Source organism: Micromonospora sp. NPDC049282 (genome assembly GCF_043197045.1).
Lineage (GTDB): Bacteria > Actinomycetota > Actinomycetes > Mycobacteriales > Micromonosporaceae > Micromonospora.
Genome location: NZ_JBICSL010000018.1, coordinates 62,178 through 81,261, shown reverse-complemented (window position 1 = coordinate 81,261; position 19,084 = coordinate 62,178). Strand labels below are relative to the sequence as shown.

The 19,084-nt window shown below is 76.5% G+C and carries 6 protein-coding genes; all 6 read right to left on the bottom strand.

The window, feature by feature from the left end; all coding sequences use genetic code 11:
* The 6 genes from ACGFI2_RS25105 to ACGFI2_RS25080 are packed head-to-tail and all read right to left on the bottom strand — an operon-like array spanning nt 1 to nt 18,881.
* Nucleotides 1-954 carry a TauD/TfdA family dioxygenase gene (locus tag ACGFI2_RS25105; RefSeq protein WP_393521288.1) on the bottom strand — a complete coding sequence of 318 codons (954 nt, stop codon included), beginning with the start codon at nt 952-954 and terminating at the stop codon, nt 1-3.
* A gap of 33 nt (nt 955-987) precedes the next feature.
* Nucleotides 988-6,444 carry an SDR family NAD(P)-dependent oxidoreductase gene (locus tag ACGFI2_RS25100; RefSeq protein WP_393521286.1) on the bottom strand — a complete coding sequence of 1,819 codons (5,457 nt, stop codon included), beginning with the start codon at nt 6,442-6,444 and terminating at the stop codon, nt 988-990.
* A 35-nt stretch (nt 6,445-6,479) separates the two neighbouring features.
* Nucleotides 6,480-9,980 (bottom strand): amino acid adenylation domain-containing protein, encoded by a 3,501-nt coding sequence (locus tag ACGFI2_RS25095; protein ID WP_393521284.1) that lies wholly within the window; start codon nt 9,978-9,980, stop codon nt 6,480-6,482.
* Nucleotides 9,977-12,283 carry a lantibiotic dehydratase gene (locus ACGFI2_RS25090; protein ID WP_393521282.1) on the bottom strand — a complete coding sequence of 769 codons (2,307 nt, stop codon included), beginning with the start codon at nt 12,281-12,283 and terminating at the stop codon, nt 9,977-9,979. The genes ACGFI2_RS25095 and ACGFI2_RS25090 overlap by 4 nt, the downstream gene beginning before the upstream one ends.
* On the bottom strand, nt 12,280-15,429 hold the full coding sequence (locus ACGFI2_RS25085) for a thioesterase domain-containing protein (protein WP_393521280.1): 3,150 nt from the start codon (nt 15,427-15,429) through the stop codon (nt 12,280-12,282). The genes ACGFI2_RS25090 and ACGFI2_RS25085 overlap by 4 nt, the downstream gene beginning before the upstream one ends.
* On the bottom strand, nt 15,426-18,881 hold the full coding sequence (locus ACGFI2_RS25080; RefSeq protein ID WP_393521278.1) for an AMP-binding protein: 3,456 nt from the start codon (nt 18,879-18,881) through the stop codon (nt 15,426-15,428). The genes ACGFI2_RS25085 and ACGFI2_RS25080 overlap by 4 nt, the downstream gene beginning before the upstream one ends.
* Between the last annotated feature and the right edge of the window lie 203 nt (nt 18,882-19,084).

The following is a 19,084-nucleotide window of genomic DNA, read 5'->3' as shown; positions in this document are numbered from 1 at the left end:
TCAGTTCGCTCCAGCGGTGTCGGGGGTGTACGCCTCGGCCATCGCCACGGCGATCTTGCGGGGGCCGGTGAACGGCTCCCGGCCGTGCGCGGCCGTCATGTTGTCGACCACCAGCACGTCGTCACGCTGGTAGTCGAAGCGGACCGTGGCCGCCCGGTAGGCGGCGCGCAGGTGGTCCATGACGTCGGCGGGGATCTCGCCGCCGTCGCCGTAGTAGGTGTTCGACGGCAGCCCGTCGGCGCCGAACATGGCCAGCAGGCCCTCCTGGTAGTCCTTCGGCAGCGTGCTGAGGTGGAAGAACGTGGCGTGGTTGAACCAGCGCGGGGTGTCCGAGCCGGGCCGCAGGTGCACCGCGTCGCGCACCGCGCGGGTCCGCAGGCCGTCCTTGCCGACCCACTCCACGGTGATCCCGTTCGCCGCCGCGTACGACTCGACCTCGACGCGGCTCTCGGTGTTGAAGACCTCCTGCCAACGGGTGCCGAAGTCGCCGTGGAAGTTGCGCACCAGCATCCAGCGCCGCCGGACGAACTCCTCCCGCACCGCGGGGTCGATCAGCTCGTGGACCCGGCGCACGTCGGCCAGCGGCGTGGCGCCGAGGGTCTCCGGCGCGGTCACGCAGTAGAAGAACAGCGTCAGCGGCCACCGCGCCTGGTACGAGTTCTCGTTGTGCAGGAAGATCTCCTCGTCCGGCGGGTAGTCGGTCGAGGTGTAGACCCGGCCCTTGATGGAGTGCCGGGGCGAGGAACGCTCGGTGTAGGTCAGCGGCTCGCCGGCCAGGGCGCGCACGGCCGCGTCGAAGCCGTCCACCCCGCCCACGTCGAAGCCGCGGAACAGCAGCCCGCCGCTGGCGACGAGGGTGTCCCGCAGCTCGGCGCGCCGGGCCGCGATGAGGTCGGTCAGCGACCGGCCGTCGTTCTCGACGACCACCGGGAGCGTGGCGGTTGTCTCGCTCATGATGCGGTGTCTCCTTGTTTCCGTCGGGGGGTGTCAGCCGCGGGGCAGGCGCGGGATGGCCGGGATCGCCGCCGGGGCGGCCGGTCGGTCGGCGGGCGCCTCGGCGCGCAGCTCCTCGATCCGGGCCGCCAGTCCGGCCACGGTGGGGGTCTCGAAGAGGCTGCGCATCGGCAGCCGCACCCCGGTCGCCTTGCGCATCGCGGCGATCAGTTGCACGGCGACAAGCGAGTTGCCACCGAGGGCGAAGAAGTCGTCGTCGATGCCGACGTCGGTGACGCCGAGGCCGTCGCGCCACACCTGGGCGATGGTCTTCTCCAGCTCGGTGCCGGGCGCGGCCGAGCCGCCGCCGGTGGCCGGCGTGCCGGCCGGGGCGTCGGTCTCCTCGGCCAGGCTGTCCGTGGTGACCCGGGCGGCCCGGCGCCGGATGTCGGCCACGGTGCGGGTGGCGATGACCACCTGCGCGCCGAGGCCGGCGCCGAGACTGCGGCGGAACGCCTCCGCGCCGTCGACCGGGCGGATGTCCTCGGTGACCGGGGCCGGCGCGTCGGTGGCCGCCGGGGACTCCGCGAGATTCCCGGTGACCGCGCCCTGGTCCACCCGGCGCAGCACGAAGTCGCTGATCGCGACCAGCTCCCGACCGTCCGGGTCGCGCAGCGACAGGTCGGCGGCGACCACCTCGTCGGTGGCGGCGGGCCGGTGCCGCAGGTGACTGTGGAACTGCGCCGGCAACGCCCCGCGCACCACGATCCGCCCGTACGACAGCGGCAGGTAGGTGCCGGCGCCCTGACCGCGGCCGAACGCGGTGGCCACGTCGAGCAGCGCCGGATGCAGCCCCCAGGCGGGCAGGTCGCCCAGCGCCGCGGCGGGCGCCTGCACCCGGGCCAGCTCCTCCCCCTCGCCGAGGTGGTGCTCGGCGAGGGCGGCCCAGCGCGGCCCGAACGTGAGCATGCTGGTGCGCCCGCGCCCGAACGAGGCGTCGTCGTCGACCCGCCGGCCGGCCACCTCGGCCGGAGCGGCCGGTGGCGCGGACTCGGTGGTCCAACCGGCCGTGCCGCGCACGTGCGTGCGCAACCGGCCGGCGGCGAGGCTGGCCACCGTGAAGTCCACCCCGTCCTCGGCCGGGGCCAGCTCCACCCGGTACTGGGCGACGGTCCCGTCCGGCACCGAGAACGGCTCCAGGAAGACCACGTCGCGCAGCTCCACCGCGGCGTCCGGCGCCGGCGCGGGCAGCGCGGCGACCACCGCGGCGCGCACCGACTCCAGGTGGGCGGTGCCGGGCACCACCGGCACCCCGCCGATCCGGTGCTCGTCGAGCAGCCAGTGGGTGTCCGCCGCGACCAGGCCGTGCAGCACCGTGCCGTCCGGCCCGGCGACCATGGTGGTCAGCACCGGGTGGGTGACCGGGCTGGTCACGGTGTCCCGCCCGGCGGCCCGGAACGCGGCCGGCGCGGCGGTCTCCACCGCCATGCCGACCTCGGCCCAGCCGCCCCAGTTCTGCGACACCACAGGCGCCCGGAAACCGGCGCCGGAGCGGGCGAGGGCGTCCAGCACGTTGTTCGCGGCGCAGTAGTCGACCTGACCGAAGCCGCCGATCACCGCGGTGATCGAGGAGCAGAGCGCCACGAAGTCCAGCGGCAGGTCACCGAAGACCTGGGCCAGCGCGAGCGTGCCGGCGAGCTTCGGCGCCAGCACCCGCTCCGCCTCGGCCCGCTCCTTCACCTCGGCCATGCCACCGCCGGGCAGGCCGGCGGCGTGCACGATGCCGTCCAGCCCGCCGAAGCGGCGCTCCGCCTCGGCGCGCACCCGACGCAGGTCCGCCGCGTCGGTGACGTCGGCGGCGAGCACCAGCACCTCCGCCCCGGCGGCCTCCATCCGGCGGATCGCCGCGATGGCCCGGCCGGCCCGGTCGGCGCCGCCGTGCACCGCCAGGTGCGCGTCCCAGTCGTCCCGCCCGGGCAGGCCGGAGCGGGCCAGCAGCACCAGCTTGGCGCGGGCCCGGCGGGCGAAGTCCTCGGCCAGGGTGACGCCGATGCCACCGAGACCGCCGGTGATCAGGTAGCGGCCCTCCTCGCGCAGCACGCCCGGCTCGTCCTCGGCGGCCACGGTGACCTGCTCGTAGCCGGCCACCCAGCGCCGGTCGCGGCGCAGCGCCACCTCCGGGTGCTCCGGGTCGACCGGGCTGCGCAGCTCCACCGCGAGGGCGGCCACACCGCGCGCGGCGGGGTCGCCGTCGAGCAACCGGACGGTGAGGCCGGGCAGCTCGACCGGGAGCACCCGGGCCAACCCGGCCAGCGTGGCGTGCTCCGGCCGGACCAGGTCGTCGCCGCGCACGTCGCCGATGCCGGCGGTGACCAGGTCGAGGCGGACGCCCGCCTCGTCGGCGGTCAGGCCGGCGCCGGCGAGCGCCTGCACCAGGTGCAGCGCGCCGAAGAAGCCACGCTCCTGGGCGGCCCAGGCGGCGGCCACGTCGGTGCCGGCCGGCTCGCCGTCGAGCGCGAACGCGTGCACGATCCGCCGGGGCAGGTCCGCGCCGAGCGCGGCGACAAGCGCCTCGGCGTCCTCCCGCGCGCCGGGGCGCAGCCGGAAGCCGGTCGCGGTGGCGGTGAACGCGCCGCCGGCGCGTACCTCGACCGGGTCGTCGCCGGCGGCCCGCAACGCGGCGACGAGCGCGTCGCCGCGCGGGCCGTCGGCCAGCACCAGGCAGCGGCCGAGCGGCTCGACCGCGCGGGCCGGCGCCGCCTGCCGCCACACCGGCACGGCGAACCACTCCGGCAGCGGGCGGGGGCCGGTCTCGGCCAGGGCCGCGGCCTCCTCCCGCACCGGGTCCGGGTCGACCCAGTAGCGGCGCCGCTCGAACGGGTACGTGGGCAGCGGCACCCGCCGCGCCTCCGGGTCGACGGCCAGGTCCACCGGCGCACCGGCGCACCAGAGCGCGCCGGCGGTGCCGAGCAGCGTGGCCAGGTCGCCGGTGGGCTCCCCCGGCCCGGGCAGGCTGCCCAACGGGGTGAGCGCGCGCTGCGCCTCGCCGGCCTTGGCGACCTGCATCCGGGCCAGGTTGGCCAGCTGCCGGCCCGGGCCGCACTCGACGAGCGCCCAGGTGCCCTCGGCGAGCAGGGTGGCCACGCACGCGCCGAAACGGACCGGCCGGCGCAGGTGCGCCGCCCAGTACGCCGGATCGGTGGCCTGCGCGTCGGTGATCCAGGTGCCGGTCACGTTGGACACGAACGGCGCGGCCGGCGGGCGCAGCGGCACGCTCGCCATCAGCGCGGTGAACTCGTCCAGGATCGGGTCCATCATCGGCGAGTGGAAGGCGTGCGAGGTACGCAGCAGCTTGGACTTGTTCCTGCCGCCCAGGCTCTCCGCGAACGCCTCGACCAGCGCGGTCCCGCCGGCCACCACACAGGTGCCGGGGCCGTTCACGGTGGCCACCGACAGGCCCTCGGGCAGCCGGTCGGCCACCGCCGACTCGTCAAGCGTCACGGCCAGCATGGACCCGGCCGGCAGGGCGTGCATGAGCCGGCCGCGGGCGGCCACCACCCGCAGCGCGTCGGGAAGGTCGAGCACCCCGGCGAGGGTGGCGGCCACGTACTCGCCGATGGAGTGGCCGATCATCGCGGCCGGGATGACCCCGGCGGCGCGCCACGCGGCCGCGAGCGCGTACTCGACGGTGAACAGGGCCGGCTGGGTCCAGCGGGTCTCGGTGAGCTTCGCCGCCGCCTCCGGATCCCGGCCGAGGATCAGGTCCCGGATGTCCAGGCCCAGGTCGCCGCGGAGCAGCTCGGCGCACTCGTCCACGGCGGCCGCGAACACCCGGTCCTCGGCGTACAGCTCGGCGCCCATCCCGGCGTACTGCGAGCCCTGGCCGCTGAACAGGAAGGCCACCCGGGGGGCGGGCCCGTCGACGACGCCCCGGTGCGCCTTGCGCCGGTCGCGCAGCGCGGCGGCGGCGGCCTGCGGGTCGCCGGCGACCACGGCGGCACGGTGCGCGTACCGCTGGCGGCCGACGCGCAGCGTGTGCGCCACGTCGGCGAGCAGGTCCGGGCCGCCGGCGGTGGCGCGCTCCAGGTGGTCGGCGAGGTCGCGCACCGCGGCGTCCAGCGCGGTGGGGGTCTTCGCCGACACCTGGAGCAGGTGCGCCGGGCGGACCCGCCGCTCGGACCGGTACGCCGCCGGCGCCTCCTCCAGGACCACGTGCGCGTTGGTGCCGCCGATGCCGAACGAGCTGACCCCGGCCCGGCGCGGCCCGCCGTCGGCGTCCCACTTGGTCAGCGTGTTCGCCACGTAGAACGGGGTGTCGGCGAAGTCGATGGCCGGGTTCGGCGTCTCGTAGTTGATGGTCGGCGGGATCAGCCCGTGTTCCATCGCGAGCACCGTCTTGATCACGCTGACGATGCCGGAGGGCTGGCTGAGGTGGCCGATGTTGGACTTCACCGAGCCGATGCCGCACCAGCCCCGCTCGTCGGTGTCCCTGGTGTAGACGGCGGAGAGCGCGGCGATCTCGATCGGGTCGCCGAGCGCGGTGCCGGTGCCGTGCGCCTCGACGTAGCTGATGCTGCGCGGGTCGATCCCGGCCAGCCCGACGGCCTGTGCCACGGCCTCCATCTGCCCGTCGATGCTGGGGGCGGTGAAGCCGACCTTCCCGGCGCCGTCGTTGTTGATCGCGTTGCCGAGCACCACGGCCCGGACGGTGTCCCCGTCGGCGATCGCGTCGGAGAGGCGCTTGAGCAGGGTGACGCCGACGCCGCTGCCCCACACCGTGCCGTTCGCGCTCGCGTCGAACGGCCGGCACCGCCCGTCCGGCGAGGTGAAGCCGTCCATGCCGAGGTAGCCGGCGTGCGGCAGCTCGATGTTGACGCCGCCGGCCAGCGCCATGTCGCACTCGCCGTTGCGCAGCGCCTCGCAGGCGAGGTGGAACGCGACAAGCGAGGTGGAGCAGGCGGTGTGCACGGTCAGGCTCGGGCCGCGCAGGTCCAGCCGGTACGAGGCGTTGGTGGCCACGTAGTTCGGCGAGTTGCCGGTGGCGATGGAGACCGCGCCGTGCGGGCTGCCCCCGACCCGCTTGTTGCGCAGCACGTAGCGGTTCAGGTAGGTCGTGCCGCCGGTGCCGGCGTACACCCCGACCGCGCCGTCGTAGCGGCCCGGGTCGTAGCCGGCGTCCTGCAACGCGGTGTAGCAGCTCTCCAGGAACAGCCGGTGCTGCGGGTCGGTGATCTCGGCCTCGCGGGCGGTCATCCCGAACAGGCCGGCGTCGAACTCGTCGTAGCCGTCGACCAGCGGGGCCCGGTTCACCCAGCTGGGGTCGTCGACCTCGTCGGCGGTGGCGCCGCGGGCGAGCTGCTCCTCGCGGGTCAGCTCGGTCGTCGACTCCACGCCGTCGACCAGGTTGCGCCAGAACTCGTCGACGTCGGCCGCGCCGGGCAGGCGGGCGGCCAGCCCGACGATGGCGATGGGTTCGATGCCGTCGTCGGCGGCGGGAATGTCGTTCTGCATGGGAGGTCGTCCTTCATTCGCAAGCGGTTGCGGCATCACGGCTGGTGAGGTCGGCGGGGAGGCGGGGTACGGCGGGCGCGGCCCCGCCGGGCGGCGGCGCGCAGCGCGGCACGGGCCAGCTCCGGCCGCTCGGCGGCGCCGTCGAGGTTCGCGGCGAGCGCCCGCACGGTCGGGTGGCGGAACAGGTCGAGCATGGTGATCGAGCGGCCGGTGGCCTCGGTGAGCCGGGCGTGCACCGCGGCGAGCGCCATCGAGTGGCCGCCGATGTCGAAGAAGTTGTCGGCGACGCCGACGGTGTCCCGACCGAGCACGTCCCGCCAGATGCCGGCGATCAGCTCCTCGGTCGCGGTGAGCGCGTCCGGGCCGGCGGGCAGCGACGCCCGGGCCGCCTCGGCGGCGACCACGGTCATCGCGCCGAGCGCGGCCACCCGTACCGCCGGGCGGGGCAGCTCGGCCGCCACCTCGCCGGCCGGCGCGTCCGGGTCGGCGGCGAGCGCGCCGACCAGCGCGGCCAGGTCGGCCAGGAGCGCGGAGATCCGGTCGGCCTCGAACAGGTCCGGGTTGTGCACCACCTCGACGCCGGCGCGGCCGTCGGACTCCACCACGTAGACGGTGAGGTCGAACGGCGACCCGGGCTTCGGTACCGGCACCGGGTCGACGGTCAGGTCGGCCAGCGCCAGCCGGGGCGGGACGAAGTTGAGCACGTTGAACAGCACCTGCACCAGCGGGGCGCGGGAGGTGTCCCGGCCGACGCCGAGCGCCTCGACGATGCGTTCCAGCGGGGCGCCCGGATGCGTGGTGACCTCGTGCAGCTCGGTGGCGCACCGGTCGACCTGCTCGGCGAAGCTGCCGCCGGCGCGCACCCGCACCGGCACGGTGTCGATGAAGAAGCCGATCACCTCGTCGAACGCGGCCAGCCGCCGGTCCGCGACGATCGCGCCGAGCACGTGGTCGTCGCCACCGGTGAGCCGGCGCAGCAGCTCGCCGAAGCCGGCCAGCAGCACGGCCGCGACCGTGGTGCCACGCCGGGCGGCCAGGTCGCGCACCGCCCGGTCGGCGGCGGCGTCCAGCCGGACCGCGGCCTCCGCGCCGGCGTACGTCTGCACGGCCGGGCGGGGGCGGTCGCGGGGCAGCTCCAACACGGTCGGCGCGCCGGCCAGGTGCCCGGTCCACCAGGCCAGGTCGGCCTCGCCCCGGCGCCGGTCACGGTCCTCCCGCCAGACCGCGTAGTCGGCGTACGTGGCGGGCAGCGGTGGGCGGCCCGGCGTCGGCCGGCCGAGCGCGCGGTCGTACGCGGCGGCCAGCTCGTCGTAGAGCAGCGCCTCGGACCAGCCGTCGAAGACCGCGTGGTGCACGGTCACCGCGAGCACATGCTCCTCGGCCGCGAGCCGGTACACGGTCACCTGCCAGGGCGGCCCGGTGGCCAGGTCGAACGCGTGCCCGGCGCCGGCCGCGAGCATGCTCGTCAGCTCGGTGTCCGGGTCGGCGGCGGCGGTCAGGTCGACCACCGGCACGGCCACGTCGGTCGGTTCCTCGCGGACCGCGTACGGCACGCCGCCCTGCTGCGCGATGCGCCAGCGCAGCACGTCGTGCCGTTCGACCACCACGCGCAGCGCGGCGCCGAGCGCGGTGACGTCGAGCGGCCCGCGCAGCCGGTGCGCGACGGCGATGTTGTAGGGCGCGCTGGACGGGGCGAGCTGGTCCATGAACCACAGCCGTCGCTGCGGCGGGGAGAGCGTGGGCGGGTTGCCGGTGCGCAGCCCGTCGCCGCCGGCCGGATCGGCGGCGCGGACCCGCCCCACCAGCGCGGCGAACGTGCGGTCGGTGAACAGCACCCGGGTGTCCACCTGCCGGCCCGTCTCCGCGCGGAGCGCGGCGACCAGCCGCATCGCGGCGATGCTGTTGCCGCCGGCGGCGAGGAAGTCGCTGTCCGGGGCCGGGGCGGCGCCGAGCAGCCGGGTCCAGAGTCGCCGGACGGTGGCCTCGACCGGGTCACCGTCGTCGGGGGTGTCGGCCGCCGGCGCGGCGGCGGTGGCCAGCTCGCGCAACGCCGGCCGGTCCAGCTTGCCGGTGGTCGGGCTGACCGGCAACGCGGCCAGCCGCAGCGTCCGGGCCGGCAGCATCGCGGCGGTCAGCCGCTGCTCGGCGTACGCCCGCAGCACGTCGTCGTCCGGCGCCCCGGCCGGGCTGAGGAACGCGACCAGTTCGGTGCCGGCCGGGCCGGGCACGGCCTCCACGGCGGCACGCTCGACGCCCGGGTGGGCGGCCAGCACCGCCTCGACCTCGCCGAGCTCGATCCGCTGGCCGCGCACCTTGACCTGCCGGTCGGCCCGGCCCAGGTAGACGATCCGGCCGTCCGGCGCCTGGTGGACCAGGTCACCGGTGCGGTAGAGCCGCTGGCCGGGAACCGCGCCGAACTCGTCCGGCACGAACCGCTCGGCGGTCAGCGCGGGCCGGTTGAGGTAGCCGTCGGCCAGCCCCGGCCCGCCGATCAGCAGCTCGCCGGTCTCCCCCGGCGGCACCGGCCGCAGGTCCGCGTCGACCACGTAGGCGCGGTGGTTGGGCAGCGGCCGGCCGATCGGCACCGGGTCGGCGTCGGCCGGGGTGAGGTCGCCGCTGACCGCCAGCACGGTGGTCTCGGTCGGCCCGTAGCCGTTGAGGAAGCGCCGGCCGGGCGCCCAGCGGGCCACCAGCTCGGCCGGGACCGCCTCGCCGCCGCAGAGCAGCACCCGCCACGACGGCGCGTCCGCCGGGTCGAGCAGGGCGAGCACGGTCGGGGTGATGAAGCCCCAGGTCACCTCGTGCGCGGCGACGAACCGGGCCAGCCGCGCCGGGTCGGACCGGTCGTCGGCGCCGAGCAGCTGCACCGCGCCGCCGAGGGACAGCGGCACGAACAGGTCCATGGTGGCCGCGTCGAACCCGAGCGAGGCGATGCCGAGGCTGCGCACCGACGCGTCGGCGCCGGTCAGCGCGCTCACCCCGGTGACGAACTCGACCGCGTTGCGGTGGGTGGTGAGCACGCCCTTGGGGCGGCCGGTGGAGCCGGAGGTGAACAGCACGTACGCCGGGTCGCCGGGACGCGCCGGGCAGGGCGCGAGCGGGGCCGGGCCGGGCAGGCCGAGCGCCTCGACGCCGGGCTCGTCGCCGAACTCGGCCGCCGCCGCGTCGCCGACCACCACCCGCACGCCGGCGTCCCGGGCGATCTCGCGCAGCCGGTCACGCGGGCCGCCCGGCTCCAGCGGCACGTACGCGGCGCCGGCCAGCAGCACGCCGACCACGGTCACCACCAGGTCGGGGGTGCGCGCGCCGCACACGCCGACCCGGTCGCCGCGGCCGACGCCGTGCTCGCGCAGCGCGGCGGCCACCCCGGCGGCCCGTTCGACGAGTTGCCGGTAGGTGAGCCGGCTGTCCCACTGGCGCACCGCCACCGCGTCCGGCACCCGGGCGGCCCGGTCGGTGATCAGGTCGGCGAGGGTGGCGTCCGGCCAGGGCAGGTCCGCCCCGGAGGCGGCGCTGACGGTCAGGGTGTCGGTCACCGGTGTGCTCCCAGGTGCTCGGCCGGATCGGTGATCTGGAGGCGGAGTTCGCTGACGTAGCCGCGGCCCCGGGCGTCGGGCACCCAGGCCGCGGTGGGGGCGGGCAACAGCTCGGAGACCACCACCGGCACGTCCGCGCCGGTGCGCAGCGCGGCGTCCACCATGGCGCACAGCGACTGCGCGTACAGCGGACCGGTCAGGTCCACGTAGCAGGGTTTGATCTCGGTGCCCACCTTGACGAACACCCGCTCGGGCAGGCCGGTGGCCGCCCGCCAGCGGCGCACCGCCAGGTAGCGGGCGCTCTCGTCGGGGTGGCCGCCCAGCCCGCACGCGCCGGCCGTGGTGCGCCAGGTACGCCGGGCCACCACCAGCCGGTCGATGGTGATCCGGGGCGTGTGCGGCGTGGCGCCGAACAGCTTGAACGCGTCCAGCAGCAGCGAGCCGAGCAGGGTGGCGAAGACCTCCATCAGCGGCCAGCGGGCGCCGTCCGGGAAGACCGCGGTGAGCCGGTCGCCGGCCCGTTCCACCACCACCGCGGTGGCCGGGACCAGCCGGTCCACGTCGGCGCCGTGCGCGGTGTCGATGCCGAGCTGGCGGTCCGCCGGGCCGGTCAGCGCGTACGTGGTGCGGGTGGTCCGGCGGGGGAAGCTGTCCGGCCAGAGCACCCGCAGCCGGGCCGGGCCGAGGTCGGCGTCGAGGTCGGCGCGCAGCGCGGCCGGGTCGGGGTGGAACGGGCTGAGCACCGCGCTGTCGAAGGCGACCGAGGCGGGGTGCAGCTCGCCGAGCACGAGCAGGAAGTCGCCCCGCTCGACCGCGTCCGGTGACGCGGCGCTGAGCTGGACGTCCGGGTTGTGCAGCCGGGCCGACGGCCAGCCGGGGGTCTCGGCCGGGAACAGCTCCCGCACCCGCTCGGCCAGGTCCGCCGCGCGTACCCGCAGCTCCGCCTGCCCGGCGGGCAGGTCGCGCAGGCCGAACAGCTCGGCCCACCGCTCGGTGAGCGCCGTCCCGGCCCGGCCGATCGGGCCGTCCGGGGCGATCAGCGTGCCCTGGGCCAGCAGCCACAGGTCGGCAAGCCGCACCGGCTCGCCGCCGGCGGCCAGCTCCTCGTGCAGCTCGGTGAAGAGTTCGCCGCAGCGCTCGGCGACCTGCACGGTGAACCAGCGGGCGGTGCGCAGCACCACCGCGAGGGGTTCGGCGAGCGCGTCGGTGACCGCCGAGCCGATCCGGAACTCCAGGTCGCGGGCGGTCTCCTCGTAGCAGACGGTGCGGGCGGCGTACATCTGTCCGCTGTTGCGGGTGGCCGGGCGTCCGGTGACCGCGGTGAAACCGGCGTTGAGCGCGGCGAGCGCGGCGCCGAGCCGGTCCGGGTCGCCGGCCGCGGCCGCCACCTCGTCGCGGGCCGCCCGGAGCCGGTCGAACTCCGCCGCCGTCGCGGCGCGGACCGGCTCGTCGCCGATGGCGGCGATCCGGGCGGTGAGCACCGCCTCGGCGTCCGGGGCGATCGGCAGGTTCGCGCCCCAGCTCAGCTGGCCGCGTTCGACCCACCGGTCGAGCAGCAGGTAGACGTCGTCGGCACCGTGCACCACGCCCTCGGCGCACAGCCGCCCGGCCAGCTCCACCGCCGGCGTGCGCCCGTCGGCGGCGGCGAGCAGCCGGGCCTCGACCGGGGTCAGCGCGATCGGCGGGTGCAGCGGCCAGCGCAGCTCCCGGCCGACCACGGTGAGGTGCGGCTGCAGCGCCGGCGCCCACCAGCGGCGCACCGCCAGGTCGTCGGCGAGCCGGTCGGCGTACGCGATCAGCGCCCACGCCTCGAAGAACACCCGGCGGCGGTGCACCAGCGTCGCGCCGGGCACGGTGCGGACGCCGCGCACCGTCGGGTCGAACGTGCCCCAGCAGACCGGGCCGAAGAAGCCGATGGTCTCGGCCTTGCCGCAGTAGCGCTGCCAGTACCGCAGCAGGCTCAGCTCCCGCTTGCGCCGGCGCACGTTGCGCACCTGCGGGTCGGTACGCAACAGGCCGTCCAGCGCGATGAGCATGTCCGGGTTCTGCCAGGTCACGGCCTCGCGCAGCAGCGGGTCGGCGGCAAGCTCACCGGCCACCGCGGAGGACTCGGCGAACGCCTCGCGCAGCGTCTTGTCGAACACCTCGACGGTGCCGACGCCGGCCAGCAACGCGTCGGCGGCGCCCGCGCACTCCGGCGCGGCGAACCGGTCCAGCCCGGCGGCCGGGAACCCGGCGGTACGCAGGACCACGTCCCGCCACACCGACCAGCCGGTCGCGCCCAGGGGCACCAGGTGACTCATCGCGCGTCCTCCCGGCCGGCGTCGGTGATGTGCAGGCGCAGCTCGCTGAAGTAGCGGCGGCCCGCGCCGTCGGGCACCCAGGCCAGCTCCGGGGCGGGCAGCATCTCGCTGACCGTGACCGGGACGCCGTCGCCGCCGTCGACGCGCGCGGCTCGCACCAGCGCGCAGAGCATGGTGGCGAACCCGGGTGCGGCCAGGTCCACGAAGCAGGGCTTGGTCTCGGTGCCCAACTTGACGTAGACCTGCTCGGGCAGGCCGAGCCGGCGACGCCAGGCCCGGACGGCCAGGAACCGCTGCCGTTCACCGGTGGCGGTGGCCAAGCCGCTCTCGCCCACCGTGGTGCGCCACGTCTGCCGGGCCACCACCAGCCGGTCCACCGTGATCCGCGGCGTGTACGGCGCGGCGGCGACCAGCTTGAAGCCGTCCACGGCGTGCGCGCTGAACGCCTCGGCGAAGACCTCGGCGAGCGGCCAGCGCTGCCCGTCCGAGGCGGTGGCGACCAGCTCGCCGTCGGTTTCGTCGACGGTGAGGTCCACCGTGGGCAGCACCCGCGCCGGGTCGGCGCCCGGCGCGTCGAGGAAGGCCAGTTGGCGGTCGGTCGGGCCGGTCAGCGACTCGGCGGTGCGGCTGGTCCGGCGCGGCCAGTCGGCCGGGAAGAGCAACCGGATCCGCCGCTCGCCGAGGTCGGCGGTCAGCGCCTCGCGCAGCCGCTCCACCCGCGGGTGCGACGGGGTGAAGACCGCGCAGTCGAACGACGACCAGGCGGCGTGCAGCTCACCGAGCACCACGGTGTAGTCGCCGCGCCGCAGCGCCGCCTCGTCGGTGGCGCAGATCTGCAGGTCGGGGCTGTGCATGGCGGCGTTGGACCAGTTCGGTCGGGCGCCGGGGAAGACCGCGTCGATCTTCTCGGCGAGGTCGGCCGCGCGCAGCTCCACCCCGGTGGCGCCGGTGGGCAACGTGTCCAGGCCGAACAGCCCGGCCCAGCGGGCCGCGAAGTCGGCCGCGACCGCGTCGACCGGCCGCTCGCCGCCGCCCCAGAACAGGCCCTGGGCCAGGAACCACAGGTCGGCCAGCGCCACCGGGCCGCCGGACTCGGCGCGCAGCTCGTCGTGCAGGCCGCGCAGCACCTGGAGGTAGGCCTCGGCGAGCGCGTTGGCCAGCCAGCGGGCGGCGCGCATCAGCACGTCCAGCGGCGCGGCCAGCTCGGCCAGCAGCGGGGCGCCGAAGACCACGTCCAGGTCGCGGGCGGTGTCCTCGTAGCAGATGGTGCGGCCGGCGTACATCTGGCCGGCGCGGCGCACCGCGGGCGCGCCGGTCAGCTCGGTGAACGTGGCGTCGAGGGTGTCCAGCGCGGCGCGCAGCGACGCCGGGTCGCCGGCCGCGCCGGCCACCGCGTCGCGGGCGGCGCGCAGCCGGTCGAAGCCGGCCCGGGCGACGGCGCGGGCCGGCTCGTCGCCGATCGCGGCGATCCGGTCGGCCAGCACCCGCTCGGCGTCCGGGCTCACCGGCAGCGCCGCGTCCCAGGTGACCAGCTCCCGTTCCACCAGCCGGTCGAGCAGCGCGTAGCCGTCCTCCGGCCGGCGCAGCCCGATCGCCGGGTCGGCGACCAGGTCCGCGGCGGCGCGGCGCCCGTCGGCGGCGCGCAGCAACGCCGCCTCGACCGGGGTCAGCGTCAGCGGCGGGCGGCCGGGCCGCAGCACGACCCGGTTCCGGATCGCCAGGTGGGGCCGCAGCGCCGGCGGCCACCAGCGGCGGACCGCCAGGTCCGCGCCGATCCGGTCGGCGTACGCGGTCAGCGCCCAGGACTCGAACCACACCCAGCGCCGCCGGGTCAGCCGGTCACCAGGGTTGACCCGGGCAACCTCCGGCTGGTCGGGGTCGACGGTGACCCAGCAGCTCGGCCCGAAGAAGCCGACCGTCTCGTTCTTACCGCAGTAGCGCTGCCAGTACTTGAGCAGCGCCCGTTCCCGGTCCCGCCGGCGCACGTTGCGGGGCGCGTCGGCGCCGCCGCGCACCAGCCCGTCCAGCGCGACCAGGGCGCCCCGGTTCTGCCAGGTGACCGCCTCGCGCAGCAGCGGATCGGCGGCCAGCGCGCCGATCCGCTCGGCCGCGGCGCGCACCGCCTCGTCGAACTCCTTGTCGAAGCGGTCCTCGCCGGTGCCGGTGGCGAGCAGCTCGTCGGCGGCCGCCGCGGCCCGTGGCGCGCTCAACAGCTCCAGCCCGTCGGCGGGGAAACCGGTGGTCCGCAGCATCGCGTCGCGCCACACCGACCAGCCGGTGTCGCCCAGCGGCACCCGGTGCGCACCGCCGGCGGTCCCGCGGCCGGCGGCGCGCACCGGTGCCGGACCCGCGCCCGGTGTCGCGGCGCGGGTGGTCGGGGTGCCGGGCCCGGCGGTCTCCGCGTCCGGCGCGGTCGCGGCGCCCGCCGTCAGGTCGGCCCGAATCAGCGCGACCAGCTCGGCGAGCCGGTCGTGCAGGAAGAAGTGCCCGCCGGGCAGCTCGTGCAGGGTGAACCCGGCGGCGGTGTGCTCCGCCCAGGCCGCGCTCTGCTCGCGGGTGACCGCCCGGTCCTGGTGGCCGGCGAACGCGACGATCGGCACCGGCAGCGGCTCGCCGGGGAGGTAGCGGTAGTCGTCCACCCGGCCGAAGTCGGCCCGCAGCAACGGCAGCAGCAGCTCCACCAGCTCCGGGTGGTCGAGCAGCTCGGCGGGGAGGCCGCCGCCGTCGCCGAGGCGGCGCAGCAGCTCCTCGTCGTCGGCGCGGGACAACCCGTCGAAGAGCCCCGGCGCGGCGACGTGCGGGGCGCGGGCGCCGCCGACGTAGAGCCGCAGCGGCAGCGGCCGGCCGGTACGGCGCAGCTCCCGCACCACCTCGAAGCCGAGGCGGCCACCCATCGAGTGACCGTAGATCGCGTACGGGCGGTCGACCCGGGAGGCGATGGCGTCGGCCACGTCGGCGACGGAGAAGCGGGGGTCCTCGGTGATCCGGTTCTCCCGGCCGGGCAACTGCACCGGCAGCACCTCGACGCCCGGGTCGAACGCGGCCGGCCAGCGCCGGAACGCGCTGGCGCCCGCGCCGGCGTAGGGCAGGCAGAACAACCGCATCGGCGCCTCGGGTCGGCTTCCGGTGGAGACGAACCAGTTCACCGCGGGCCTCTCTGCACAGGGTCGATCCAGTGCCGGCGGCGCTGGAACGGGTAGGTGGGCAGCCCGGTGCGCCGGACGGCGCCCTCGGGGTGCAGGGCGTCCCAGTCGACGTCGCGCCCGGCGACCCAGTCCGCGGCCAGCTCGCGCACCGGCCCGGCGTCGCCGGCCGTCCGGGCGTCGGTGTCGAGCAGCACGTCGAGCGCGGACAGCGCGGCGGGCAGGTCGGCGGCGACCACGGCCGCCCGGTGGGCGAACGGCCGCCGGCCGAGCGCCAGCGTGGCGGCCACCTCGGGCAGCGCCGGCGCGGCTCCGGCCAGGTGGGCCCGCAGCCGGGCCAGCGCGGCCCGCAAGGCCACCGGGGTACGCGCGGAGACCGGCAGCAGCCACGGCCCGTCGCCGGGCGGGTCGACCGGCTCGACCGGCGGCGGCTGCTCCACCACCACGTGGGCGTTGGTGCCGCCGAGGCCGAACGCGCTCACGCCGGCCACCCGGCGTCCGCCGTCCGGCCAGTCCCGGGCCTTGGTCGGCACGTAGAACGGGCCGGCGGCCAGGTCGATCTCCGGGTGCGGGCGGGTGAAGTGCAGGTTCGGCGGGATCACGCCGTGGCGGACGGCGAGCACGGTCTTGATCAGCCCGGCGATGCCGGCGGCGGCGTCGAGGTGACCGATGTTCGTCTTCACCGAGCCGAGCGCGCAGGTGCCGGCGGGCGCGACGCCGGCGTACACCTCGTGCAGCGCGGCCACCTCGATGGCGTCGCCGAGCGGGGTGCCGCTGCCGTGGCCCTCGACGAAGCGGACCTCGCCGGGGGCGACCTCGGCGGTGGCGAGCGCGTTGGCCACGGCGGCGGCCTGCCCGGTCGGGCCGGGCACGGCGAAACCGGCCCGGTCCGAGCCGTCGTTGGTGACCGCCCAGCCGGGCAGGATCGCGTAGATCCGGTCGCCGTCGGCCTGCGCGTCGGCGAGCCGGCGCAGCGCGACCACGCCCGCGCCGGAGCCGAAGCCGGAGCCGTCGGCGGCCTCGTCGAAGGCGCGGCACCGGCCGTCGGGCGAGGCGAGCCCGCCGGGGGTGGCCCGGTGCCGGGGCCACATGACCGTGGCGCCGCCGGCCAGGGCGAGGTCGCACTGGTAGTCGGCGAGGCTCTGCGCGGCCAGGCAGACCGCGACCAGTGAGCTGGAGCAGGCGCTCTGCACGGCCAGCGCGGGCCCGGTCAGGCCGAGCCGGTAGGCCACCTGACCGGGCAGGTGGTCGGTGAACTGCCGGCCGACGAGCCGCGCCTCCCAGTCGTCCGGGTCGACGTCGCCGACCACGGCCGGGTTGTCCATCAGGTGGAACAGGAAGTACCGGTTGGCGGAGGTGGCGGAGTAGACGCCGACCAGGCCCGGGAAGCGGCGCGGGTCGTGCCCGGCGTCCTCCAGCGCCTCCCACGCGGTCTCCAGGAAGAGGCGGTGCTGGGGGTCGGTGCGGGCCGCCTCGTCGGCGCCGAAGGAGAAGAACTCGGCGTCGAAGTCGGTCACCCCGTCGAGCCGGCCGGCGGCGCGGACGTGGCGGGGGTCGGCGCGCAGCCGCGGCCCGACGCCGAGCGCGGCCAGCTCCTCGTCGGTGTGGTCGTGCACGGAGTCCACCCCGGTGCACAGGTTCCACCAGAACGTCGCCACGTCGGGCGCGCCGGGGAAGCGGCCGGCGAGCCCGACCACGGCGATCTCGTCGCCGGTGTGGTCGCGGGCCGCGCGCGGCGGCGCGGCGGGCGCGGGCAGCAGCGGGGCGCGGACCGCCTCGGGCGGGGCGTCGAGCAGTGCGGCCTGGGCGGCGACGGTGGGATGGTCGAACAGGCGCAGCATCGGCAGTCGTACGCCGAAGCGCTCGGCGATCCGCTGCTGCACCCGGCCCAGCAGCAGCGACTGCCCGCCCACGTCGAAGAAGCTGTCGGTGCGGCCGACCGCCGGGCGGCCGAGCACCGCGCACCAGATGTCGTGCACGGCGCGTTCGGTGTCGGTGGCCGGGGCCGCCTCGGCGGGCACCTCGGTGGCCGGGTCGGGCAGCGCCCGCTCGTCGACCTTGCCGCTGACGGTGAGCGGGAAGTCGTCGACCACGACCACCGCGCGGGGCACGGCGTAGTCGGGCAGGGCGGCGGCCAGGGCCGCCCGCAACGCGGCCGGGTCGGGTCGGGCGCCGGCCGGCCGGACGTACGCCAGCAGCTCGCCGTCGCGGGCGATGGCGCGGACGCCGGCCACACCGGGCCGGTCGGCGAGCACGGCCTCGATCTCGGTCAGCTCCACCCGGTGCCCGCGCACCTTGACCTGCCGGTCGAGCCGGCCCAGGCAGACCAGCTCCCCGCCGGGCAGTCGCCGGCCGAGGTCGCCGGTGCGGTACGACCGCACGCCGCCGTCGTCGATGGCGAAGCGGTCGCTGTCCTGGTTGAGGTAGCCGGGCGCGAGGTGCCGGCTGCGGACCACGATCTCGCCGGTGTCCGGGTCGAGGTCGAGCCGGTAGCCGGGGAACGCGGTGCCGACCGGCAGCGGCCCGACGGCGTCCGGGTCCACCTCGGACAGGGGCAGCAGGTGCCGGGCCGCGAACGTCATCTCGGTCGCGCCGTAGCCGTTGACCAGCACGCAGTCGGGGGCGAACCGGTCCCGGCCGCGCGCGGCGTCGGCCCAGGTGACCTGCTCGCCGCCGAGCAGCACCGCGCGCACCGAGGTCAGCCGGCGCTCGCCGAGCGTGTCGAGCAGGTACCGGTAGACGGTGGGCGTGCCGTGCAGCACGGTGGTCCGGTGCCGGTCGAGCTGCTCGACCGCGTACGCCAGGCCCTGCCGGCGCAGGTCGACCGGGACGACCGCGGCGCCGGTGAGCAGCGCCGGGTAGAGGTCGGGGATGGCGGCGTCGAAGCTGAACGAGGCGAGCAGGCTGAGCCGGTCCGCCGGGCCGACGCCGAGCGCCTCGATCTGGTTGTCGACGACGTGGGCCAGGTTGCGGTGGGTCTGCCCGACCGCCTTGGGCACGCCGGTGGAGCCGGAGGTGAACAGCACGTACGCCAGCGCGTCCGGGTCGACCGGTACCGGTCGCAGCGGAGCCGGCGGCACCTCGTCCAGCGGCACCACGAGACGCCCGTCGGCCAGCTCACGGGCCAGCTCACGGTGCTCGGCGGCGCACGCCACGGCGGTGACCCCGGCGGCGGCGACCATGTGTCGCAGCCGGGCGACCGGGAAGCCCGGGTCCAGCGGCACGTACGCGCATCCGGCGGCGAGCGTGCCGAGCAGCGCGGCGACGGTCGGCGCGCCGTGCGTGGTGAGCAGCGCGATGCGGTCGCCGGGTCGGAAGCCGGCGGCGACGAGCACGGCCGCGTACCCGCCGGCCGCACCGGCCAACTCGGCGTAACCGACCTCGTGGGTCTCACCGAGAAGCGCCGGACGGCCCCCGTGGACCGCTGCGACCGCGCCGAAACGATTGATGATCATCGTCTCTGTCATGTCAGGAAGCGGGTCGCGCTCCACTGACGGCAGGCACGCAGCAATCGACAAATGTGACCATTGATCCCCCCCAGGACTTCACATTGGAAGCAGAATAAGGCTCAATCTCTCGACCGGAAGAGCATCGATGCGGGTTGAGCCGAAGGTGGGAGGAACCGTGGTACCCCGGACGGAGGATTTCGTCCGATCAT